Genomic DNA, 18,189 nt, shown 5'->3' on the forward strand with positions numbered 1-18,189 from the left:
CCATTATAAGTTTACGGTTTTTCACTATACACAATATTATTTTTAACACAAAAAAATAACGTTACGAACTAAACCGACATCATTTTTCGCTTGCAGTTTTATATAAAAAATATAAAAATAAAGGCTAAAAATTGTGATATTGGCAGAAAATTAGATAATTTTGCAAATATGCGAATTGATATAATTACAGTTTTACCTGAGATGCTCGAGGGATTTGTAAGAGAATCCATATTGGCACGCGCGCAGAAGAAAGGACTGGCAGAGATACATCTGCACAACCTGCGCGACTACTCTACAGACAAATGGAAACGCGTGGACGACTATCCATACGGCGGATTTGCCGGAATGGTGATGCAGTGTGAGCCAATAGACCGGGCCATATCGGCCCTAAAGGCCGAAAGAGAATATGACGAGGTAATATTTACTTCGCCTGACGGTGAGCAGTTTGACCAGCATGTGGCCAACAACCTGTCGCTGAAGAAAAACCTGATAATTCTGTGCGGACACTATAAAGGCATTGACCAGAGAATACGCGACCACCTCATCACGCGCGAAATAAGCATAGGCGACTATGTGCTTACGGGCGGAGAGCTGGCGGCAGCGGTGATGGCTGATGCAATAGTAAGGCTTGTACCGGGAGTTATAAGCGACGACCAGAGCGCTCTGTCTGACTGCTTTCAGGACGACCTGCTGTCGGCACCTATATATACAAGACCGGCCGACTATAAAGGTTGGAAAGTGCCTGACATTCTGTTAAGCGGAAACGAGGCCAAGATAAAAGACTGGGAGATAGAGCAGAGCTACGAGCGGACAAAACGGCTGCGCCCCGACCTGCTGAAAGAATAATATTGGATACATTCGAGACATTGAATTAATGTCAAACACTCTGACGTGCAGAAGACAGGGCCTGAATAAACGAAAATACGGCCCGTGTCTGAAGCCGTAGACATAACAAATATAATTAACAAACAATTTTATTGAAACTATGGAAGACATCGTAAGATTACCACAGATGAGCTTCGGCGAATCTGTAAAAACAGTGTTAAGCAAACTGACCGACTTTAAGGGCCGTGCACGCCGTTCTGAATTATGGTGGTTTTGGCTTCTTTATGCCGTTGTAAGCGTTGTACTCAATCTGTCACTTGCAGGAATGCAAGTCGTAAGTTCTGTTGTGTCAATGCTCCTTCTGCTCTCTATCTGCTCCGTTACGGTGCGCCGCCTGCACGACCGCGGACACGGAGGCTGGTGGGTTGCAGCAAGCATCATAATAAATATATTGTACAATATATATATGTCGTCAACAGGATATCTCGAGGCCATGACTACGGTAAATCCTGACCCAAGCATTGCCGTAAAGATCATGAGCGACCCTATCGTCATGACTTCAATGCTGCTGCTCTTCTTCCTGAACATCAGCATCCTGGTGTTCTGCGTCATGGACGGCAAGCCTGAAGAGAATAAATATGGCCCGTCGCCTAAATATATTGTAAACAACGGCGACTTTCAGGAAATCAAATAAAAAGCAAACAGACAAAGAGTTGCAATAAAAGGATTTACAGCACGATGGCAGCTAAAAAACTTTAGCGGACAAGCTTGCCTAATTGTTGCATCACTCTTAACAGACAAGCATGACGACATTTTACGAAGAAATATCGTAAAAACTCATGCTGGAGTTTACAGACATACAATCATCCGTTTTTCAATATGCCTCCTTTCACAACGCAAAAGGAGGCATATTAGGTTATAAAAGACCATGTTTCGCGATGCAAAACATGGCCTTTTACAACACATTGACAATCAACAAGTTAGAGCAAATACATTTTTCCTGCCCTCGCCGATATTGACGCCGGCATAAATTCAAGAAATAAAACAGTATGCAGAAACAGACTACGCATTAATAAGTCTACTACATTTAGCCCCCCGCCCCTACAACATGCTGCCACATGACACCGGCTGGCTCAGCAATATCCCTGCTCACGGCAGAACTTCTCACCTAAGGCATAGCCTTCCTCATAAAGCCGTTCAAGTTTATCTACATCCTTCTCTATACGTCCGACCTCCATAGGGCGCTCTGGACGTATGCATAATATCTGTCCGGCACGCTCCATTTCCTCTATCATTTCAAGTTGGCGGTTGTAAGCCTCACAGCGATGGCTCAACACCACGCGCAGCCGTGGATAATTCTTATATACAAAACGCGGTATCTTATGGTCTTTCTCCTTGCTGCGAAAACCATAGTTGCGCGTAAGGACAACAACATTCTTGTGATGCCCCTGCTCCATGGCCCTCATTACAGGTATGCTGTCTACTATTCCTCCGTCGAGCATAGGTATGCCGTCAACATTTACAATCTTGCTGACATAAGGCAGACTGCTGCTTGCACGAACAATGTCAAGCAGGCGCTGGCGGTCGTGCTTCTCTGTAAGGTAGCATGCACGTCCGGTCAGGCAGTTGGTGGTAACCATCTCGAAGACGTCAGGATTATTGAAGAATGCTTCAAAATCATAAGGCAGCAACGTATTTGGGAAATCGTCATAAAGCAGTTTACGGTCGAAGATGCAACCCTGCGTAACCAGATGTCGCAGACCTATGTACTTATATTTTGAAAGATAGTCGATGTTGGAAATACGGGCGCGGCGTATCTGGCGGCTCATATACGACATGCCGTTACATGCTCCGGCCGAAACTGCAACAACGTAATGAAAATACATGTCATGCTTCATAAAGCCGTCCAGCACGCCACTGGTGAACACACCGCGCATGCCGCCGCCCTCAAGAACCAATCCTGTATTTCTGTCAATACGCATAACTCACTAAAAAACTTTGCAAAGTTAATGATTTTAGTTTTAACGGCATATATTTTAAAGTAATTTACAATATAAAAAATCAAAAAAACAAACATCTGTAACTTTTTTGCATGCATATTCAGCCCTGAGGATATCATTATAACATGTTTTACAGACCAACAAATTAAAATAAGTGACATTTTGTTATAAAAATAAATTGATTTTATTTTGTTCTGCACATGATTTGCATTATCTTTGCAATATTGAAGTTATATATCTGTGAAAAACGAGTTGAAAAAGCCTGACACACCATAAAAGTTACTGGAAAAACAACCACGCCACAGAGTGACGAAATTTAGTTTAACAAGCATTTATATACGAATATGTTCAGCAAGGAAACCTACGTAAGCCGCCGCGCCGAGTTGAGAAAGCTCGTAAAGAGTGGCATCGTGATTTTGTTCGGTAATAACGACTCACCTGTCAATTACCCTTCAAACAGCTACTATCCGTTCCGTCAGGACTCTTCGTTCCTTTATTATTTCGGACTTAACCGCGACGGGCTTGTAGGCGTGATTGACATTGACGAAGGCACCGAAACGCTCGTGGGCAACGACATCGACATTGAAGACATCGTATGGTTCGGCTCTGTAAACAGCGTGAAGGATATGGCTGAAAGCGTTGGCGTAGCCAATACTGCCCCGATGAAGTCGCTGCAGATTATATGCAACAACGCGCTGAAACAGAAAAGGCCAATACATTTCCTGCCGCCATACAGATATGACACCAAGCTGCAGATATTCGACCTGCTAGGCATTCATCCAAACCAGCAAAAAGAGGCTGCATCGCTCGAACTGATAAAAGCTGTGGTGAAGATGCGCTCTACGAAAGAGCCGCAGGAGATAGCCGAGATTGAAGACGCATGCTCTATTGGCTACAAGATGCATACAACAGCCATGAGGCTGACTAAACCCGGACTCACCGAGAAGGTTATCGGCGGACAGGTTGACGGAACGGCACACTCTTATGGAGCAATGGTAAGCTTCGCAACAATATTCACACAGCATGGAGAGATAATGCACGGCACACCGTCATGGGACGTTCTTGAGAGCGGCAGGCTGGCTTTGTGCGACTCTGGTGCAGAAAACCGCAACAACTACTGCTCAGACAACACCCGCACATATCCCGTAAACGGCAAGTTCACTCAGCGCCAGCGTGAAATATACAGCATCGTTGAGGCCTGCCACGACTATGTGCTCGATGTAGCCAAACCAGGTGTAAAATGGTATGACGTACATATGGCAGTATGCCGTCTGATGACCGACAAACTGAAAGAAATCGGCCTGATGAAGGGCGACACAGAAGAGGCTGTAAAAGCCGGAGCACATGCAATGTTCCTGCCTCACGGACTTGGCCACATGATGGGTATGGACGTACACGACATGGAAGGACTCGGACAGAACTATGTAGGCTTCGACGACGAGATACAGCCTTCAACACAATTTGGCACAAACTGCCTGCGCATGGGACGCCGCCTCGAAAAAGGCTTTGTTGTCACAGACGAACCGGGCATTTATTTCATACCTGCACTCATAGACGACTGGAAGTCGCAAGGACTGCACAAAGACTTCATCAACTATGAGATGCTCGAAACCTACAAGGATTTCGGCGGCATACGTATTGAAGATGACCTGCTGATAACTGACGACGGATGCAGATTCCTCGGCACGGAGCGCATACCTTATCATCCGGACGACGTTGAAGAATTCATGAGAAACAACTAAAACCCAAAACAATACTTATAGAAAAATGAAAAAGTTAATTGCAATGGCTCTGTTGGCTTGTATAGCAACAGGCATGAACGCGCAGGACAAGAAAGGAACTGCGGAAAAGAACAAACCTGTGTTCACAACCATTAAGGAGAACAAGATCACAAGTATCAAAGACCAGAACCGCAGCGGTACCTGCTGGGCTTACTCTACACTGAGTTTCTTTGAGAACGAAATTCTGAAAAAGACAGGCAAGACTTACGACCTCTGCGAAATGTTCGTAGCCAACAAGGACTACATGGAGCGTGCCATCCTTACAGTAAGAATGCACGGCGACAGCCAGTTCTCACAGGGCGGAAGCTCTGAGGACGTGCTCTATATCCTTAAGAACCACGGTATCTGCCCTGAAACAGCCATGCCGGCACCCGGCACTCTGACAGGCGACTCTCTGGCTAACTTCGAAGAGTTCTTCGGTGTTATGGAGCCGTATGTTGCAGCTGTATCAAAGAGCAAGGCAAAGAAGATTTCTAAGCAGTGGCAGAAAGGTCTGCAGGGTATCATCGACTCATACTTAGGAGAATGCCCGAAGGAGTTTGTTTATGAAGGCAAGAAGTATACTCCGCAGACATTCGCAGCAAGCCTCGGCCTCAACTTTGACGACTATGTTTCAATAACAAGCTACACACATCACCCGTTCTACACACAGTTCCCTGTAGAAGTTCAGGACAACTGGCGCTGGGCAACATCATACAATGTTCCTATGGACGAGATGATGAAGATTATTGACAATGCCATCAACGAAGGCTACACCGTAGCATGGGGCGGCGACGTTACAGAAGACGGATTCACACGCATGGGTCTCGGTATCGCATACGACGTAAAGAAAGTACGCAGCATGGCCGGAACAGACGCAGACAGATGGTTCAAGCTTTCTTCTACAGAAAAGAAGAGCAAGCTCGATTCTCTCGGAGTTGACGCTCCTGAAATCGTTCCTACACAGGAAATGCGCCAGGAAGCTTTCGACAACTGGGAGACAACTGACGACCACGGAATGGTAATCTTCGGTATCGCTAAAGACAAGAACGGACGCGAATACTATATGGTTAAGAACTCTTGGGGCGAGTATGGCGACTACAAAGGAATTTGGTACATGTCAAAGAACTATGTTGCATACAAGACTATGAGCTTCATGGTTAACAAGAACGCCATACCTAAGGATATCCGTAAAAAGCTCGGCTTAAACTAACATACAGACAACTGCAGGACTGACCGGAAACATAACATTGCAGACAGACAACCCAAGGTTGCTGTATAAAAGACATAAAGGCCTTCGAACGTCAGCAAAAAGCTGCATGAGACGGGCACCAAAAACCGGCAGGACAAACAAAAGCAGTTACAATGTAGCTTAAGAACAAAAGCGGTGATTTCTGAACTTTTCTGTCAGAAATCACCGTTTTCTTGTTTTTTATTTGTAACTTTACACGCCATTTTATACAAATTGACAATGGCAACCGGGAAAGAGAAATAAAAAACAATATAAATGCACTTCAAATGGAACTACGAATCACCAACATCAGAACAGAAAAAGGCAGCTGAAGAGCTGGGAGCAAAACTGGGCATAAGCCCCGTTATGGCCGGAATACTAATACGGCGAAACATTACCACCGAATCTGCTGCTAAACGTTTCTTCCGTCCTCAGCTCAACGACCTGATAAATCCGTTCCTTATGAAGGATATGGACGTGGCCGTTGACAGACTGAACGATGCCATGGGACGAAAAGAGCGCATTATGGTGTATGGTGACTACGATGTTGACGGATGCACTGCCGTCGCACTCGTGTATAAATTCTTACAGCAATTCTACTCTAACATAGATTACTACATACCCGACCGCTACGATGAAGGATATGGAGTGAGCTATAAGGGTATTGACTATGCCCATGAAACTGGCGTCAAACTGATAATAATCCTCGATTGCGGCATAAAGGCCATAAGCGAAATAGAATATGCCAAGAGCCTTGGCATCGACTTCATTATATGTGACCATCACGTGCCCGACGAGATTATGCCTCCGGCTGTAGCAATACTTAACCCCAAACGCCCTGACGACTCTTACCCGTTCAAGCACTTGTGCGGATGCGGTGTAGGCTTCAAGTTTATGCAGGCTTTCGCCAAGAACAACGGCATACCATTCTCACGTTTAGTGCCCCTGCTCGACTTTTGCGCAGTAAGTATAGCTGCAGACATTGTGCCCGTAGTGGAAGAAAACAGAATATTGGCATACCACGGTCTTAAACAGCTCAACCAGAATCCGAACATCGGACTAAAAGCCATCATTGATATCTGCGGACTGAACGGACGCACGATAACAATGAGCGACATAGTGTTCAAAATCGGACCACGCATCAACGCATCAGGACGCATGGAGAACGGACGCGAGAGCGTGGACCTGCTTGTTGAAAAAGACCTTGGCAGCGCACTTAAAGAGGCAAAGCATATAAACGAATACAACGAGCAGCGCAAGGACATTGACAAGCAAATGACAGAAGAGGCCAACCAGATTGTGGCAAAAATAGAGAGTCAGAACAGACGCTCAAGCATTGTGCTGTATGACGAAAACTGGAAGAAAGGCATAATTGGCATAGTGGCATCAAGGCTGACAGAAATCTATTTTCGTCCAACAATAGTAATGACACGTGAAGACGACCTGGCCACAGGTTCGGCAAGGAGCGTTACGGGCTTCGACGTTTATTCTGCCATAAAAAGCTGCCGCGACCTGCTGATAAACTTTGGCGGGCACACTTACGCTGCCGGTCTGACATTGAAATGGAAAGATGTGCCAGAATTCATGAAACGTTTTCAGAAATATGTTGACGAGCACATACAACCCGAACAGACAGAAGCCATACTCAACATTGACGCCGTAATCGACTTCAAAGATATAACGCGCAAGCTGCATTCTGAAATCAAGAAGCTAAGTCCGTTTGGTCCACAAAATCCCAAACCCCTGTTCTGCACTACAGACGTTTACGACTTTGGCACAAGCAAGGTGGTAGGAAGAGAACAGGAACACATAAAACTCGAACTTGTAGACTCAAAATCAAACAACGTGATGAACGGCATTGCTTTCGGGCAAAGCGGATCGGCACGATATATAAAATCAAAACGCAGCTTTGACATTGCATACACCATTGAAGACAATGTTTTTAAACACAATGGTATCCAGCTGCAAATAGAGGACATACGTCCTGCAGAAGACGAAGAAGAAACAAACTAACAATACTTTTATCTGTCCACGGAAACGCTTGCATATTTCGTGGACAGACAAAATAAATCATATACACAAACAATGGTGACGGCTGACGACAAATACAGAAAGATACTTCGCGACAACTGGGGGTATGACGACTTTAGGGGCATTCAGCGAGAGATTATCGACAGTATCTGCGCCGGACGTGACACACTTGGCCTGATGCCGACGGGCGGAGGCAAATCAATTACTTTTCAGGTGCCGGCTCTCTCCATGAAAGGGGTATGCATCGTCATCACGCCCTTGATTGCGCTGATGAAAGACCAGGTAGTAAACCTTAGGCACAAAGGCATCAAGGCGGCAGCTGTTTATTCGGGCATGATGCATGCCGATATTATAACTACACTTGAAAATGCCATATTCGGTGGAGTAAAAATTCTGTATGTATCACCTGAACGCCTGTCTTCTGAACTATTCCAGAAGAAGATGAGCCATATGAACGTAAGCTTCATAACAGTTGACGAAGCCCACTGCATAAGTCAGTGGGGCTATGACTTCAGGCCGTCTTACCTCAAGATATCAGACATAAGAAAACTAAAGCCAGACGCACCAATACTGGCCCTGACAGCAACAGCAACACCAAAGGTTGTAAACGACATTCAAGACAAACTCGGCTTCAAAGAAAAGAATGTGTTCAAGATGAGTTTTGAACGCAAAAACCTTGCATATATCGTAAGAAAGGCCGATGACAAGTTTGAAGAGATGCTCCACATTCTCAATAGTGTAAGCGGCTCAGCCATTGTTTACGTAAGAAGCCGTAAACGTTCAAAAGAAATTGCAGCCGAGCTATGCAAACGCAAGATAAGCGCAACCTACTATAATGCCGGACTGGAAAGTGCCGCAAGAGACGAACGCCAGAAGGAATGGCATGAGGGCAAGGCACGCGTTATGGTTGCCACAAATGCCTTCGGAATGGGCATCGACAAACCTGACGTAAGACTCGTTATACATCACGACTGCCCTGATTCTCCAGAAGCATATTTTCAGGAAGCAGGAAGAGCCGGACGCGACGGAAAGAAAGCCTATGCCGTACTGCTTTATAACGGCAGCGACAAAGGCAAACTGAGAAGAAGAATAGAAGAGACTTTCCCTGACAAAGACTATATACGCCTTGTGTATGAACATCTTGCCTACTTTTATCAAATAGGCATGGGGAGCGGACAAGGATGCAGATTCGAATTCAACATCGACCGCTTCTGTGTTGCCTTTAAGCATTTTCCCATCCAAGCCGGATCGGCACTAAAGATTCTTTCCAGAGCCGGATATATCGACTATGACGAAGAATCAGACAATAAGGCTCAGATAAGAATGCTTTTAGGCCGCAACGAACTGAATATGCTCGACAGCCTCAACGAAAGGGAGAATGCTGTGATAACGGCACTGCTAAGGTGCTACGGAGGATTATTTTCCGACTTCTGCTACATTGACGAAAGTCTTGTGGCACAGCAAGCCGGACTAACCGTGCCTGAAACATACATGATTCTGAAAGACATGACTGCACGCCGTATTCTTCATTTCATACCAAGGAAAAAAATTCCACACATAACGTACACTCAGCGACGCGAAGAAATGGAGCGTCTGGTGCTGAGCAAGGAAATATACGACAACCGTAAGAAAGAATACATGGAGCGCATCGAAGCCATGATAAATTATGCTACAAATGACGACATATGCCGCAGCCGGCAGCTGCTAAGGTATTTCGGCGAAGAGCGCTCTACTGACTGTAACCAATGCGATGTCTGTATTGCACACAAAAAGCACCGCGAAAACAAAAACGAACAGAAAAGAGCCGAGGAACTTATTACAGAACTCCTCAGCGACAAAAAACCACACTGCATCACAGAGATAAAAAGCATTAACTTCAACAGAGATGCAATAGAATATGCTGTTGAATACATGCTAAACGAAGAAAAAATATATCTCTCAGACGGAATGGTAGTGCTCAGAAAAGGATAACAGGCAGTATGCTACAAGCTGAATATCAGACACATCCGAGCATCTATCCTGATACAACAATACAAACTCTTACATAATAAAACAGACGCGGAACATCACTGCCCCACGCCTGTATAATTATCAGCATGTCAAATATATAATCAATTATTTTCAGGACGCAGCTTGCGGACAGTCATACCAGCCTGCCACATCTCGCTCTCACGCATCTGCCGCAGTTCCTCATTAAGCTTTTCACGATAATCAGGCTTAGAGTTGCTGTCGATTGAAATCTGTGCCTCGTTACCCGACTTTACAGAAAGATAAAGCCACTCCATCACCGGCTTAATAGCATCACGGAAACGTGGAGCCCAGTCAAGAGCACCGCGCTGGGCCGTTGTAGAACAGTTGGCATACATCCAGTCCATGCCTTTCTCGCCGAAAAGCGGAGCAAGACTCTGGGTAAGCTCCTCAACAGTCTCATTAAACGCCTCCGAGGGAGAATGTCCATGCTCACGTAGCACCTGATACTGAGCCTCAAAAAGTCCTTCAATAGCACCCATCAACGAGCCACGCTCACCGGTAAGATCGCTTGTAGCCTCACGCTCAAACGTAGTTTTAAAGAGATATCCAGCCCCGATACCTATACCGAATGCTATTGTACGCTCTTCAGCCTTACCGGTAGCATCCTGATAAACGGCATAAGAACAGTTTAGCCCACGCCCTTCACGAAACATTGTACGGAGCGATGTGCCCGAACCCTTTGGGGCAACCATAATAACGTCAACATCACCTGGAGGAACTACACCCGTGCGGTCGCTCCAGTTTATGGCAAATCCATGAGAATAGTAAAGTGCCTTTCCTTTTGTCAGATAAGGTTTAACCTTAGGCCACACCGATATCTGACCGGCGTCAGACAGCAGCATACATATTATCGTACCCTTTGCAGCAGCCTCTTCAATTGAAAACAATGTCTTTCCGGGCACCCATCCGTCGGCAACAGCCTTATCATAAGTTTTGCCTTCACGCTGACCTACAATAACATTAAAGCCATTGTCACGCAAATTGCATGCCTGCCCAGGTCCCTGAATTCCATAACCTAATACAGCTATCGTTTCGTTCTGTAGAACTTCACGTGCCTTCTCTAAAGAAAATTCTTTACTGGTGACCACTGTTTCTATCACGCCACCAAAATTCATTTCTGCCATAATAAAAATGTTTGTTTAAGCAGCCCCGTATCCGAGGCTGCAGATTAGACGTTACATATTTCTTACTTTCACATAAAGACAGCAGTAAGCACCTGCCGTTAAAGCAAAATAGTGCTTGAACTGTTAATCTTTAACAAATTCGATCTTACATCTACAGACTTCAGTTTCTTCTGAAGACTCAGGCGGCACTCTTGTTATGCGTACGCAGAACACATCATCAGAAACATCTTCCCTGTAATAGTTCAACGTATCCCCATAATAGCTTTCGGCCACATAAGCAATGTCGAAACGCTTTATCCTATATTCACGATACGTATCAAGCGCAAATAAATCGAGCACATGCTCAATATACTTTACGCTGTTAATATGACCGTTTACGTCAACGTCGCTGTAATGAGTTGGCACAGAGGCCACAAGCCTGGCGTCTTTACCCATCCTGACACGCGACAATGCACCAATAGGACAAGCCTTGTCTGTTTCTATATAATTGAGTATCTCACCGTCACGTATATCCATGATGTTCTGCGGCTGACGAGAGTCAGTGTCTATCAGGGCCCAAATACTGCGGCCATAGCCATAAACCAGATTTTCGTCTTCTGCATCAACTACACGAAAATTACGATTGGTAAAAAATTTCATCACTCCTTCGACCCATGTTTCAACATAAAACTTGGCATATTGCGGCGGCATCTTTTTCATCTCGATAGCCAGACGCGACAACACCCATGTCTTATGCAAAGGGTTAAGGTATGTCATGCCAAAACCACGATGGGCTGCATGAAAATCTGCGGCATTAAGCATGTGATTACCAAGATGTCCCATAAAGAGACGTTTTGAGAAATCACAATGAAACGGTTCTGCCAAAAACTCGTATTTTCCTACTTTGTCTAACATTTTTTATTCCTATTTTTTTCCTGTAATTCTAAAAATTCACTGACCTGCTCCACTTTACTGCGGGTTATGGCAATACGCCCGCTGCGGGTATACTGCAACAAGCATTTAAACCTGTCGAGAGCGTAATAGAGTCCTGTAATATCTTCCGTCATTCCGCTCAGCATTACGCAGCAGAACGTAGGGTTTACATCAATAATGCGGGCGTCAGCCTTTCTGATTACACGCGATATTTCGGGATTAGCAAGAACTTCGCCCGTTGAAAGTTTATAAAGCCCCACCTCACGTATAAAAAGGTCATCGTCCGTGTAATAATCAGCCTTTATCACATCTATTTTCTTCTCGATATGCTTTGTTATTGTTTTTATCAGGTCTTCGTCGCTCCATGCCGTTATGGTGTACTTGTGAACACCCTCGATGCTTGAGGCTGACACATTCAGACTTTCGATATTAACCTGACGCCGCGTAAACACGGCTGTTATCTGGTTAAGTATACCGGCAATGTTTTCTGAATAGACCAACATTGTATATAATTTTCTGTCTTTTGTTTCCATACCCGCCATTATCTGTTTACTTCAAGCAACATCTCGTTGACCGAACATCCCGGAGGAACCATCGGCATTACATTATCTTCCTCCTTAACAGCACACTCCAACACAAACGGCCCTTCTGTTGACAACATTTTATGAACTGCATTCTTCAACAATTCTCTTTCAGACACAAAAATATATGGTATGTGATACCCGTCACATATTCCGCCGTAACATGGATTTGTCATCCTTGTAAACGCCTGACGGCTGTCGAAAAACAAATCCTGCCACTGACGCACATTGCCCAAATAGTTATTGTTCATCAGAATCACCTTAACCGGAATACGATGTTCCATTATCGTACCGAGTTCGTGTATGCTCATCTGAAAACTTCCGTCGCCGGTAAACATACAAATCTGACGATCAGGCACGGCATAGGCAGCTCCTATAGCAGCCGGAAGTCCGTAGCCCATGGTTCCCAAGCCGCCGCTGCTCACTACGGAGCGTTTCTTGTTATATCTGAAGTAACGGCACGAAAACATCTGATTCTGTCCTACATCGTTAACGAGAACGGCATCGCCTCCTGTTGCATCAGCCACAGCCTTAACCACTTCACCCATAAGAAGCGGACCTGACGACGGGCAAGTTGCAGGCCTGATAACCTTCTCGTATTCCTCTTCATACAACGGTCTGAAACTCTCACACCATTCTTTGTGTGAATTAGGCCTTAACAGCTTTGTAATTGCCGGCAACGACTCCTTACAGTCAGCTACAACGGCAACGTCGGTCTTAACGTTTTTGTCAATCTCAGCCCCGTCAATATCGAGCTGTATTATTTTTGCCTGTTTGGCATAAGTGGCAGGATTACAGATAACACGATCGCTGAAACGCATGCCTATGGCTATCAGCACGTCACACTCCTGCTCTTTCATGTTTGGTGCATAGTTGCCGTGCATGCCTAGCATCCCCATATTAAGCGGATGGCCGGTTGGAAGAGCCGAAAGTCCAAGCATGGTGCGGGCGGCCGGTATGCCGGCCTTCTCGATAAAGTCGACAAGCTCTTGCTGTGCATTGCCAAGCTCCACACCGTGTCCTACAAGTGCCAACGGCTTTTTTGCGTTATTAATAAGCTCTGCAGCACGGCTTACGGCCTCTGCGTCTACAGTGGGATAAGGCACATAGCCACGTACAAAGTCTACACGACACGGCTCATACTCTGTGAGAGACACCTGGGCATTCTTTGGAAAATCTAGCACTACAGGACCAGGACGGCCTGAGCGTGCAATATAAAAGGCACGGCTTACGGACCATGCCACATCCTCTGCACGGCGTATCTGATAACTCCACTTGCTTATAGGCTGCGACACGCCAACAAGGTCGACTTCCTGAAAAGAGTCAGTGCCAAGCACATCTACGCCCACCTGTCCGGCAATAACGACTATCGGTGTTGAGTCCATCATTGCATCTGCAATGCCTGTAAGCGTATTTGTTGCTCCCGGACCACTTGTTACGATACATACTCCTACGTCGCCGCTGGCACGTGAGTATCCTTCTGCCGCATGGGCAGCCGACTGTTCATGCCTGACGAGTATATGCTCAAAAGCCTTTTTGTCACCGCGTGTATAATCATAAAGGGCATCGAAAACCGGCAGAATAGATCCGCCAGGATAACCGAAAATGGTTTTCACGTTTTCTTCTTTCAGAGCCCTCATCAGAGCCTCTGCTCCTGTTATCATTTCCTTTGCCATACTCTCTCAATATTTTTTGTTGTGTCAAGTAACAAGTAACATAACCGACGCCATACGCACAAAGCCGTGCGCACAAAGCAATATACGTCAACAGTGCCATGCAGGGCATTACACCAACGCACGACAGGCGCAGGCACCGATTATGAAACACACTTCACAAAAACTTATACTAACCTATAATCCTCACTCCGCCTTTATCTGCCGAACTTACGCTCTGAGCATAAGCTCTCAGGGCCTTGCTTACTACACGCTTTCGGGTCAGCTTGCGCTGTGGCCTCAAGTCAAGCTCTTCAGCCGTCAGCCTGACATTTATTGAGCGGTTGGGAATGTCTATGTCTATGATGTCACCATCAATTATCTTTCCGATGTTGCCTCCGGCAGCGGCTTCCGGCGAGATATGCCCTATGCTTAGTCCTGAAGTTCCGCCGCTGAAGCGTCCGTCTGTAATCAAGGCACACTCCGTTCCGAGATGCATACTCTTAATATAAGACGTTGGATAAAGCATCTCCTGCATGCCGGGACCTCCCTTAGGGCCTTCGTGCGTGATAACCACACAGTCGCCACTCTTGACCTTACCGCCGAGAATAGCCTCACAGGCATCTTCCTGCGAATCAAATACCTTTGCCGGTCCGCTAAACTTCCATATTGAAGGGTCTACGCCTGCCGTCTTGACAACACAGCCGTCTTGCGCGATGTTGCCAAACAAGACTGCCAATCCTCCGTCTTTTGTATAGGCATGCTCTATGTCGCGTATGCAACCTACCGAGCGGTCGGTGTCGAGCGTATCCCACTGCTCTTCCTGCGAGCCCATGACGGTAGAAAACTTTCTGCCAGGCGCACTGCGGTATATGCGTTCCGCATCACCATCAATGCCATTGCCCGTTATGTCATATTTTCTAAGTTGTTCACCCAGCGTTTTTCCGTCAACACGCATCACGCCTTCATTGATCAGTCCGCCCTTGGCCAGTTCATTTATTATTCCGAATATTCCGCCAGCCCGGTTACATTCTTGCAGGCTATACTTCTGCGTATTTGGAGCCAGCTTACACAGACAAGGCACCCTGCGGCTAAGCTCATCTATGTCAGACATGGTAAAATCAGCCCCAGCCTCTTGAGCAACAGCCAAAAGATGCAGCACCGTATTGGTGCTTCCTCCCATGGCTATGTCGAGTGTCATGGCATTCAGAAAGGCTTCACGCGTAGCAATATAGCGCGGCAGGACACTCTCGTCTCCTTCTTCATAATACCTTATGGCATTTGCCACAATCTGGCGCGCGGCATCCTTAAACAGCTGTATGCGGTTCTTGTGCGTGGCCAGAATTGTACCATTGCCAGGAAGCGAAAGGCCTATGGCCTCTGTGAGCGAATTCATAGAGTTTGCCGTGAACATACCCGAGCAGCATCCACAGCCAGGACAGGCACAACTCTCTATCTGGCGCATTTCGTCATCGCTGACACTCGGGTCGGCTCCTTTAACCATGGCCGTTATCAGATCGGCATTCTCGCCGTTCCATCGTCCAGCCTCCATAGGTCCGCCGCTGCAGAATACGGCCGGTATGTTTAATCGCATGGCTGCCATAAGCATGCCGGGCGTAACTTTATCACAATTTGAGATACATATCATTGCGTCTGCCTTATGGGCATTAACCATATATTCAACAGAGTCGGCAATGATATCGCGCGACGGCAGCGAATATAGCATTCCGTCGTGTCCCATTGCTATACCGTCATCAATCGCTATCGTGTTGAATTCTGCGGCATAACATCCCATACTTTCAATCTCAGCCTTTACGATCTGGCCGATTTCATGTAAATGTGTATGTCCCGGGACAAACTGCGTAAATGAGTTGACGATGGCAATGATGGGCTTTCCAAACTGCTCATGCTTCATGCCTGCAGCAACCCACAGGGCTCGCGCCCCTGCCATACGTCGTCCTTCTGTACAAACCGCACTTCTCAACTTGTGTTTCATATTCTCTCAATTTTTTCACTTGTACGTATGTGCAAAGTTATACTTTTTTCTCACAAACAGCAACAAATATACTAAATAATTAAGCCATAAAATAAATTTTATCGGAAAACAAGTATAAAATGTGATAAATTGAAAGATTTTATTGCACATATGTATCTTAAATGTGCAATTTCAAGATGTTACAATTATCCCATTTATACAAAACACTTGTCATGATTATCGACAATATAATAAAATTATGTCACACAACAAAGTATAAAAATATTCGACATAAAAGCGAAAAAATCGAACAGGAATACATCAACGGCATCAATTATTTATTGCCACACAAATATACATGTGGGCAATCATAACGGACTATAATATTTCTCTCTCTGATCCGGAATAACAAAACCGGATAAGGCTAAATAACATCAATATTGCCACAAAACACGACAAGCGGCAAAGACATGGAAAACTGGACTAACTTTATGGCAGATATTGAACAGATATGGCATGACAACTAAAAGATAAAAATCTGCGTCAACAACAAGACACAAAATCGCAAACAGATTCAACGCCAAAAATCTGTAATATTTCCTCGCAAATAAATTACAAATTAACATATTATACAGAAAATACAATCAATACAGAAAGAACCTGCACTATGTTTTGTTTCGAAATGAAAGTGGATTGTTTTTGATGTGAAAACCACCCACTTTTGCATCAAAAGTGACTGAGTTACGACTGCAAAACCATTCATTAATTTCATGGAAACAAGCTTTATCCATGCAATATAATTATACAAAAAAATCTCCGCCCTATTTGGGACGGAGATTTTTTTATGATTTACTATGTAAAATTACTTAGTATTGTCGTTGAATGTAGCTACGCGGTTGAATTCTACCTGCTCGAACAGCTTGTCTGTAGCGCCACAACCTACTGTTGTAAGACGGTCAGCAGAAATCTTGTACTTGTTAACCAAGATCTTCTTAACGGCTGCCGCACGCTCTTCTGACAGCTGCTGGTTGCGCTCTGCAGAGCCTTCAGGAGAAGCATATCCCTTAATTTCAACCTTTGCATCAGGATGATTCTTCATGTACTGTGCAATAAGCTCAATCGGAGCATACTGAGCAGGATCTACGACAGACTTGCCCTGACGGAACAATACTGTAGGCTGCAGGTTGGTTGCTGTTGCAGGCTTCTCATACTTAGGTCTTCTGTTGCACTCATCAAGAGCCTTCTGCAGATCTGCAATCTGACGGTCTTTAGCAGCAAGCTGTGCATCCTTACCGTTCAAATCGCTGCGCAGGTCGTTGATTTTAGCATTCAGGCCGTCAATCTCTGACTGGTCACGCAGTTCGGCAATTGTGAAGTTGTGTGTGCCGTTAGAATTCTTGAACTTGTAGTTGAAACCAACATTAAGCTGGAAGCCTGAGTTGTTTACATTATACTTAATAGCGTGTGTTCCGCCATTATAGCCTCCAAGTGTCCAGATCATAGCAGGCTCGATGTAGAACTGCCATGCCTTAGCCTTGCCAAGATTAAATGTAAAGTCAATGGCTGCCTTAGATGTAAGAGCGTCGTCGTTATACACTTCAGACGGATGACCAAACACGTGTCCCCATCCTAAACCGCCGAGAACAGAAACTTCAAACAAACGCGGCTCACCAGGATATCCGCCAAACCAGTTGCTCAGGTTAACAGTTCCGAGCAAAGATGTATTCATCGAACGCACAAATGTTCCGATTGACTCGCCCGGCTTGTTAGACAAATAAACATTGCTTTCTGCAGCAAGACCAAATACCGGAGTGAAATTACGGCCGATACGCAATCCGAGATTAGGATTCAGATCCTTAAGCCATGCATGACCGGTAGTTTTGGTCGCAAAACCGCCATTGACTCCAATATAAAAATTATCGAAAGTCTTGCTTTCAGTTACTGTCTGAGCTGAAACAGATGCAGTTGCCAATGCAGCAACAAACATAAATAATAACTTCTTCATTTTCTTAAAATTTAAATTATAAACAATTTATCCTCATTTCCGCAACTCTTTTATCCTCTCAT

13 protein-coding genes are annotated in these 18,189 nt (G+C 45.3%); 6 read left to right on the top strand and 7 right to left on the bottom strand.

Translation table 11 applies throughout. The annotated features are described in order from the left end of the window. Positions 1 to 168 precede the first annotated feature (168 nt). Positions 169 to 846, top strand: a complete 678-nt coding sequence (gene trmD / locus QVO66_RS00325; RefSeq protein ID WP_021853363.1) for a tRNA (guanosine(37)-N1)-methyltransferase TrmD — start codon at positions 169 to 171, stop codon at positions 844 to 846. A gap of 139 nt (positions 847 to 985) precedes the next feature. Next, the gene (locus QVO66_RS00330; RefSeq protein ID WP_021853364.1) at positions 986 to 1,519 is read left to right on the top strand and encodes a DUF805 domain-containing protein; all 534 of its coding nucleotides are present in this window, start codon (positions 986 to 988) and stop codon (positions 1,517 to 1,519) included. Between the two features lie 439 nt (positions 1,520 to 1,958). Here the strand turns inward: QVO66_RS00330 and QVO66_RS00335 are convergent, their stop codons facing one another. Beyond that, entirely contained in the window at positions 1,959 to 2,807 is an 849-nt protein-coding gene (locus tag QVO66_RS00335; protein WP_021853366.1) for a patatin-like phospholipase family protein, read from the bottom strand. Positions 2,808 to 3,169: 362 nt separating this feature from the next. On the opposite strand from QVO66_RS00335, the gene QVO66_RS00340 reads away from it, so the two are divergent. The 4 genes from QVO66_RS00340 to QVO66_RS00355 all read left to right on the top strand — a co-directional run bounded on the left by QVO66_RS00340 (position 3,170) and on the right by QVO66_RS00355 (position 9,818). Further along, complete coding sequence (locus tag QVO66_RS00340) at positions 3,170 to 4,567, top strand: aminopeptidase P family protein (protein WP_021853367.1); 1,398 nt, start codon at positions 3,170 to 3,172, stop codon at positions 4,565 to 4,567. 25 nt (positions 4,568 to 4,592) lie between these two features. Further along, positions 4,593 to 5,798: an aminopeptidase C gene (locus QVO66_RS00345; RefSeq protein ID WP_021853368.1), complete on the top strand. Its 1,206-nt coding sequence runs from the start codon at positions 4,593 to 4,595 to the stop codon at positions 5,796 to 5,798. A gap of 294 nt (positions 5,799 to 6,092) precedes the next feature. Continuing rightward, complete coding sequence (recJ, locus tag QVO66_RS00350; RefSeq protein ID WP_021853369.1) at positions 6,093 to 7,829, top strand: single-stranded-DNA-specific exonuclease RecJ; 1,737 nt, start codon at positions 6,093 to 6,095, stop codon at positions 7,827 to 7,829. 72 nt (positions 7,830 to 7,901) lie between these two features. Then, positions 7,902 to 9,818 (top strand): RecQ family ATP-dependent DNA helicase, encoded by a 1,917-nt coding sequence (locus QVO66_RS00355; protein ID WP_021853370.1) that lies wholly within the window; start codon positions 7,902 to 7,904, stop codon positions 9,816 to 9,818. Positions 9,819 to 9,958: 140 nt separating this feature from the next. Here QVO66_RS00355 and ilvC read toward each other — a convergent pair whose 3' ends face one another. The 6 genes from ilvC to QVO66_RS00385 all read right to left on the bottom strand — a co-directional run bounded on the left by ilvC (position 9,959) and on the right by QVO66_RS00385 (position 18,127). Then, entirely contained in the window at positions 9,959 to 11,002 is a 1,044-nt protein-coding gene (gene ilvC, locus QVO66_RS00360; protein WP_021853371.1) for a ketol-acid reductoisomerase, read from the bottom strand. A 123-nt stretch (positions 11,003 to 11,125) separates the two neighbouring features. After that, on the bottom strand, positions 11,126 to 11,896 hold the full coding sequence (locus QVO66_RS00365) for an acyl-[acyl-carrier-protein] thioesterase (RefSeq protein WP_021853372.1): 771 nt from the start codon (positions 11,894 to 11,896) through the stop codon (positions 11,126 to 11,128). Then, complete coding sequence (ilvN, locus tag QVO66_RS00370) at positions 11,890 to 12,447, bottom strand: acetolactate synthase small subunit (RefSeq protein WP_288172395.1); 558 nt, start codon at positions 12,445 to 12,447, stop codon at positions 11,890 to 11,892. Before ilvN ends, QVO66_RS00365 begins: the two co-directional genes overlap by 7 nt. 8 nt (positions 12,448 to 12,455) lie before the next feature. Continuing rightward, positions 12,456 to 14,171 (bottom strand): biosynthetic-type acetolactate synthase large subunit, encoded by a 1,716-nt coding sequence (ilvB, locus tag QVO66_RS00375; protein WP_021853374.1) that lies wholly within the window; start codon positions 14,169 to 14,171, stop codon positions 12,456 to 12,458. 169 nt (positions 14,172 to 14,340) lie between these two features. After that, entirely contained in the window at positions 14,341 to 16,143 is a 1,803-nt protein-coding gene (ilvD, locus tag QVO66_RS00380; RefSeq protein WP_021853375.1) for a dihydroxy-acid dehydratase, read from the bottom strand. A gap of 841 nt (positions 16,144 to 16,984) precedes the next feature. Continuing rightward, positions 16,985 to 18,127: an OmpA family protein gene (locus QVO66_RS00385; protein ID WP_021853376.1), complete on the bottom strand. Its 1,143-nt coding sequence runs from the start codon at positions 18,125 to 18,127 to the stop codon at positions 16,985 to 16,987. Between the last annotated feature and the right edge of the window lie 62 nt (positions 18,128 to 18,189).

Source organism: Prevotella sp. CAG:255 (assembly GCF_000431195.1).
Classification (GTDB): domain Bacteria; phylum Bacteroidota; class Bacteroidia; order Bacteroidales; family Bacteroidaceae; genus Prevotella; species Prevotella rara.

Excerpts from the sequence above, each read along its gene's own strand:
- recJ (WP_021853369.1), top strand. The coding sequence starts at position 6,093 with ATGCACTTCAAATGGAACTACGAATCACCAACATCAGAACAGAAAAAG.
- QVO66_RS00385 (WP_021853376.1), bottom strand. The coding sequence starts at position 18,127 with ATGAAGAAGTTATTATTTATGTTTGTTGCTGCATTGGCAACTGCATCT.
- QVO66_RS00355 (WP_021853370.1), top strand. The coding sequence starts at position 7,902 with ATGGTGACGGCTGACGACAAATACAGAAAGATACTTCGCGACAACTGG.
- ilvD (WP_021853375.1), bottom strand. The coding sequence starts at position 16,143 with ATGAAACACAAGTTGAGAAGTGCGGTTTGTACAGAAGGACGACGTATG.
- QVO66_RS00330 (WP_021853364.1), top strand. The coding sequence starts at position 986 with ATGGAAGACATCGTAAGATTACCACAGATGAGCTTCGGCGAATCTGTA.
- ilvB (WP_021853374.1), bottom strand. The coding sequence starts at position 14,171 with ATGGCAAAGGAAATGATAACAGGAGCAGAGGCTCTGATGAGGGCTCTG.
- QVO66_RS00335 (WP_021853366.1), bottom strand. The coding sequence starts at position 2,807 with ATGCGTATTGACAGAAATACAGGATTGGTTCTTGAGGGCGGCGGCATG.
- ilvN (WP_288172395.1), bottom strand. The coding sequence starts at position 12,447 with ATGGAAACAAAAGACAGAAAATTATATACAATGTTGGTCTATTCAGAA.
- ilvC (WP_021853371.1), bottom strand. The coding sequence starts at position 11,002 with ATGGCAGAAATGAATTTTGGTGGCGTGATAGAAACAGTGGTCACCAGT.
- QVO66_RS00340 (WP_021853367.1), top strand. The coding sequence starts at position 3,170 with ATGTTCAGCAAGGAAACCTACGTAAGCCGCCGCGCCGAGTTGAGAAAG.
- QVO66_RS00365 (WP_021853372.1), bottom strand. The coding sequence starts at position 11,896 with ATGTTAGACAAAGTAGGAAAATACGAGTTTTTGGCAGAACCGTTTCAT.
- trmD (WP_021853363.1), top strand. The coding sequence starts at position 169 with ATGCGAATTGATATAATTACAGTTTTACCTGAGATGCTCGAGGGATTT.
- QVO66_RS00345 (WP_021853368.1), top strand. The coding sequence starts at position 4,593 with ATGAAAAAGTTAATTGCAATGGCTCTGTTGGCTTGTATAGCAACAGGC.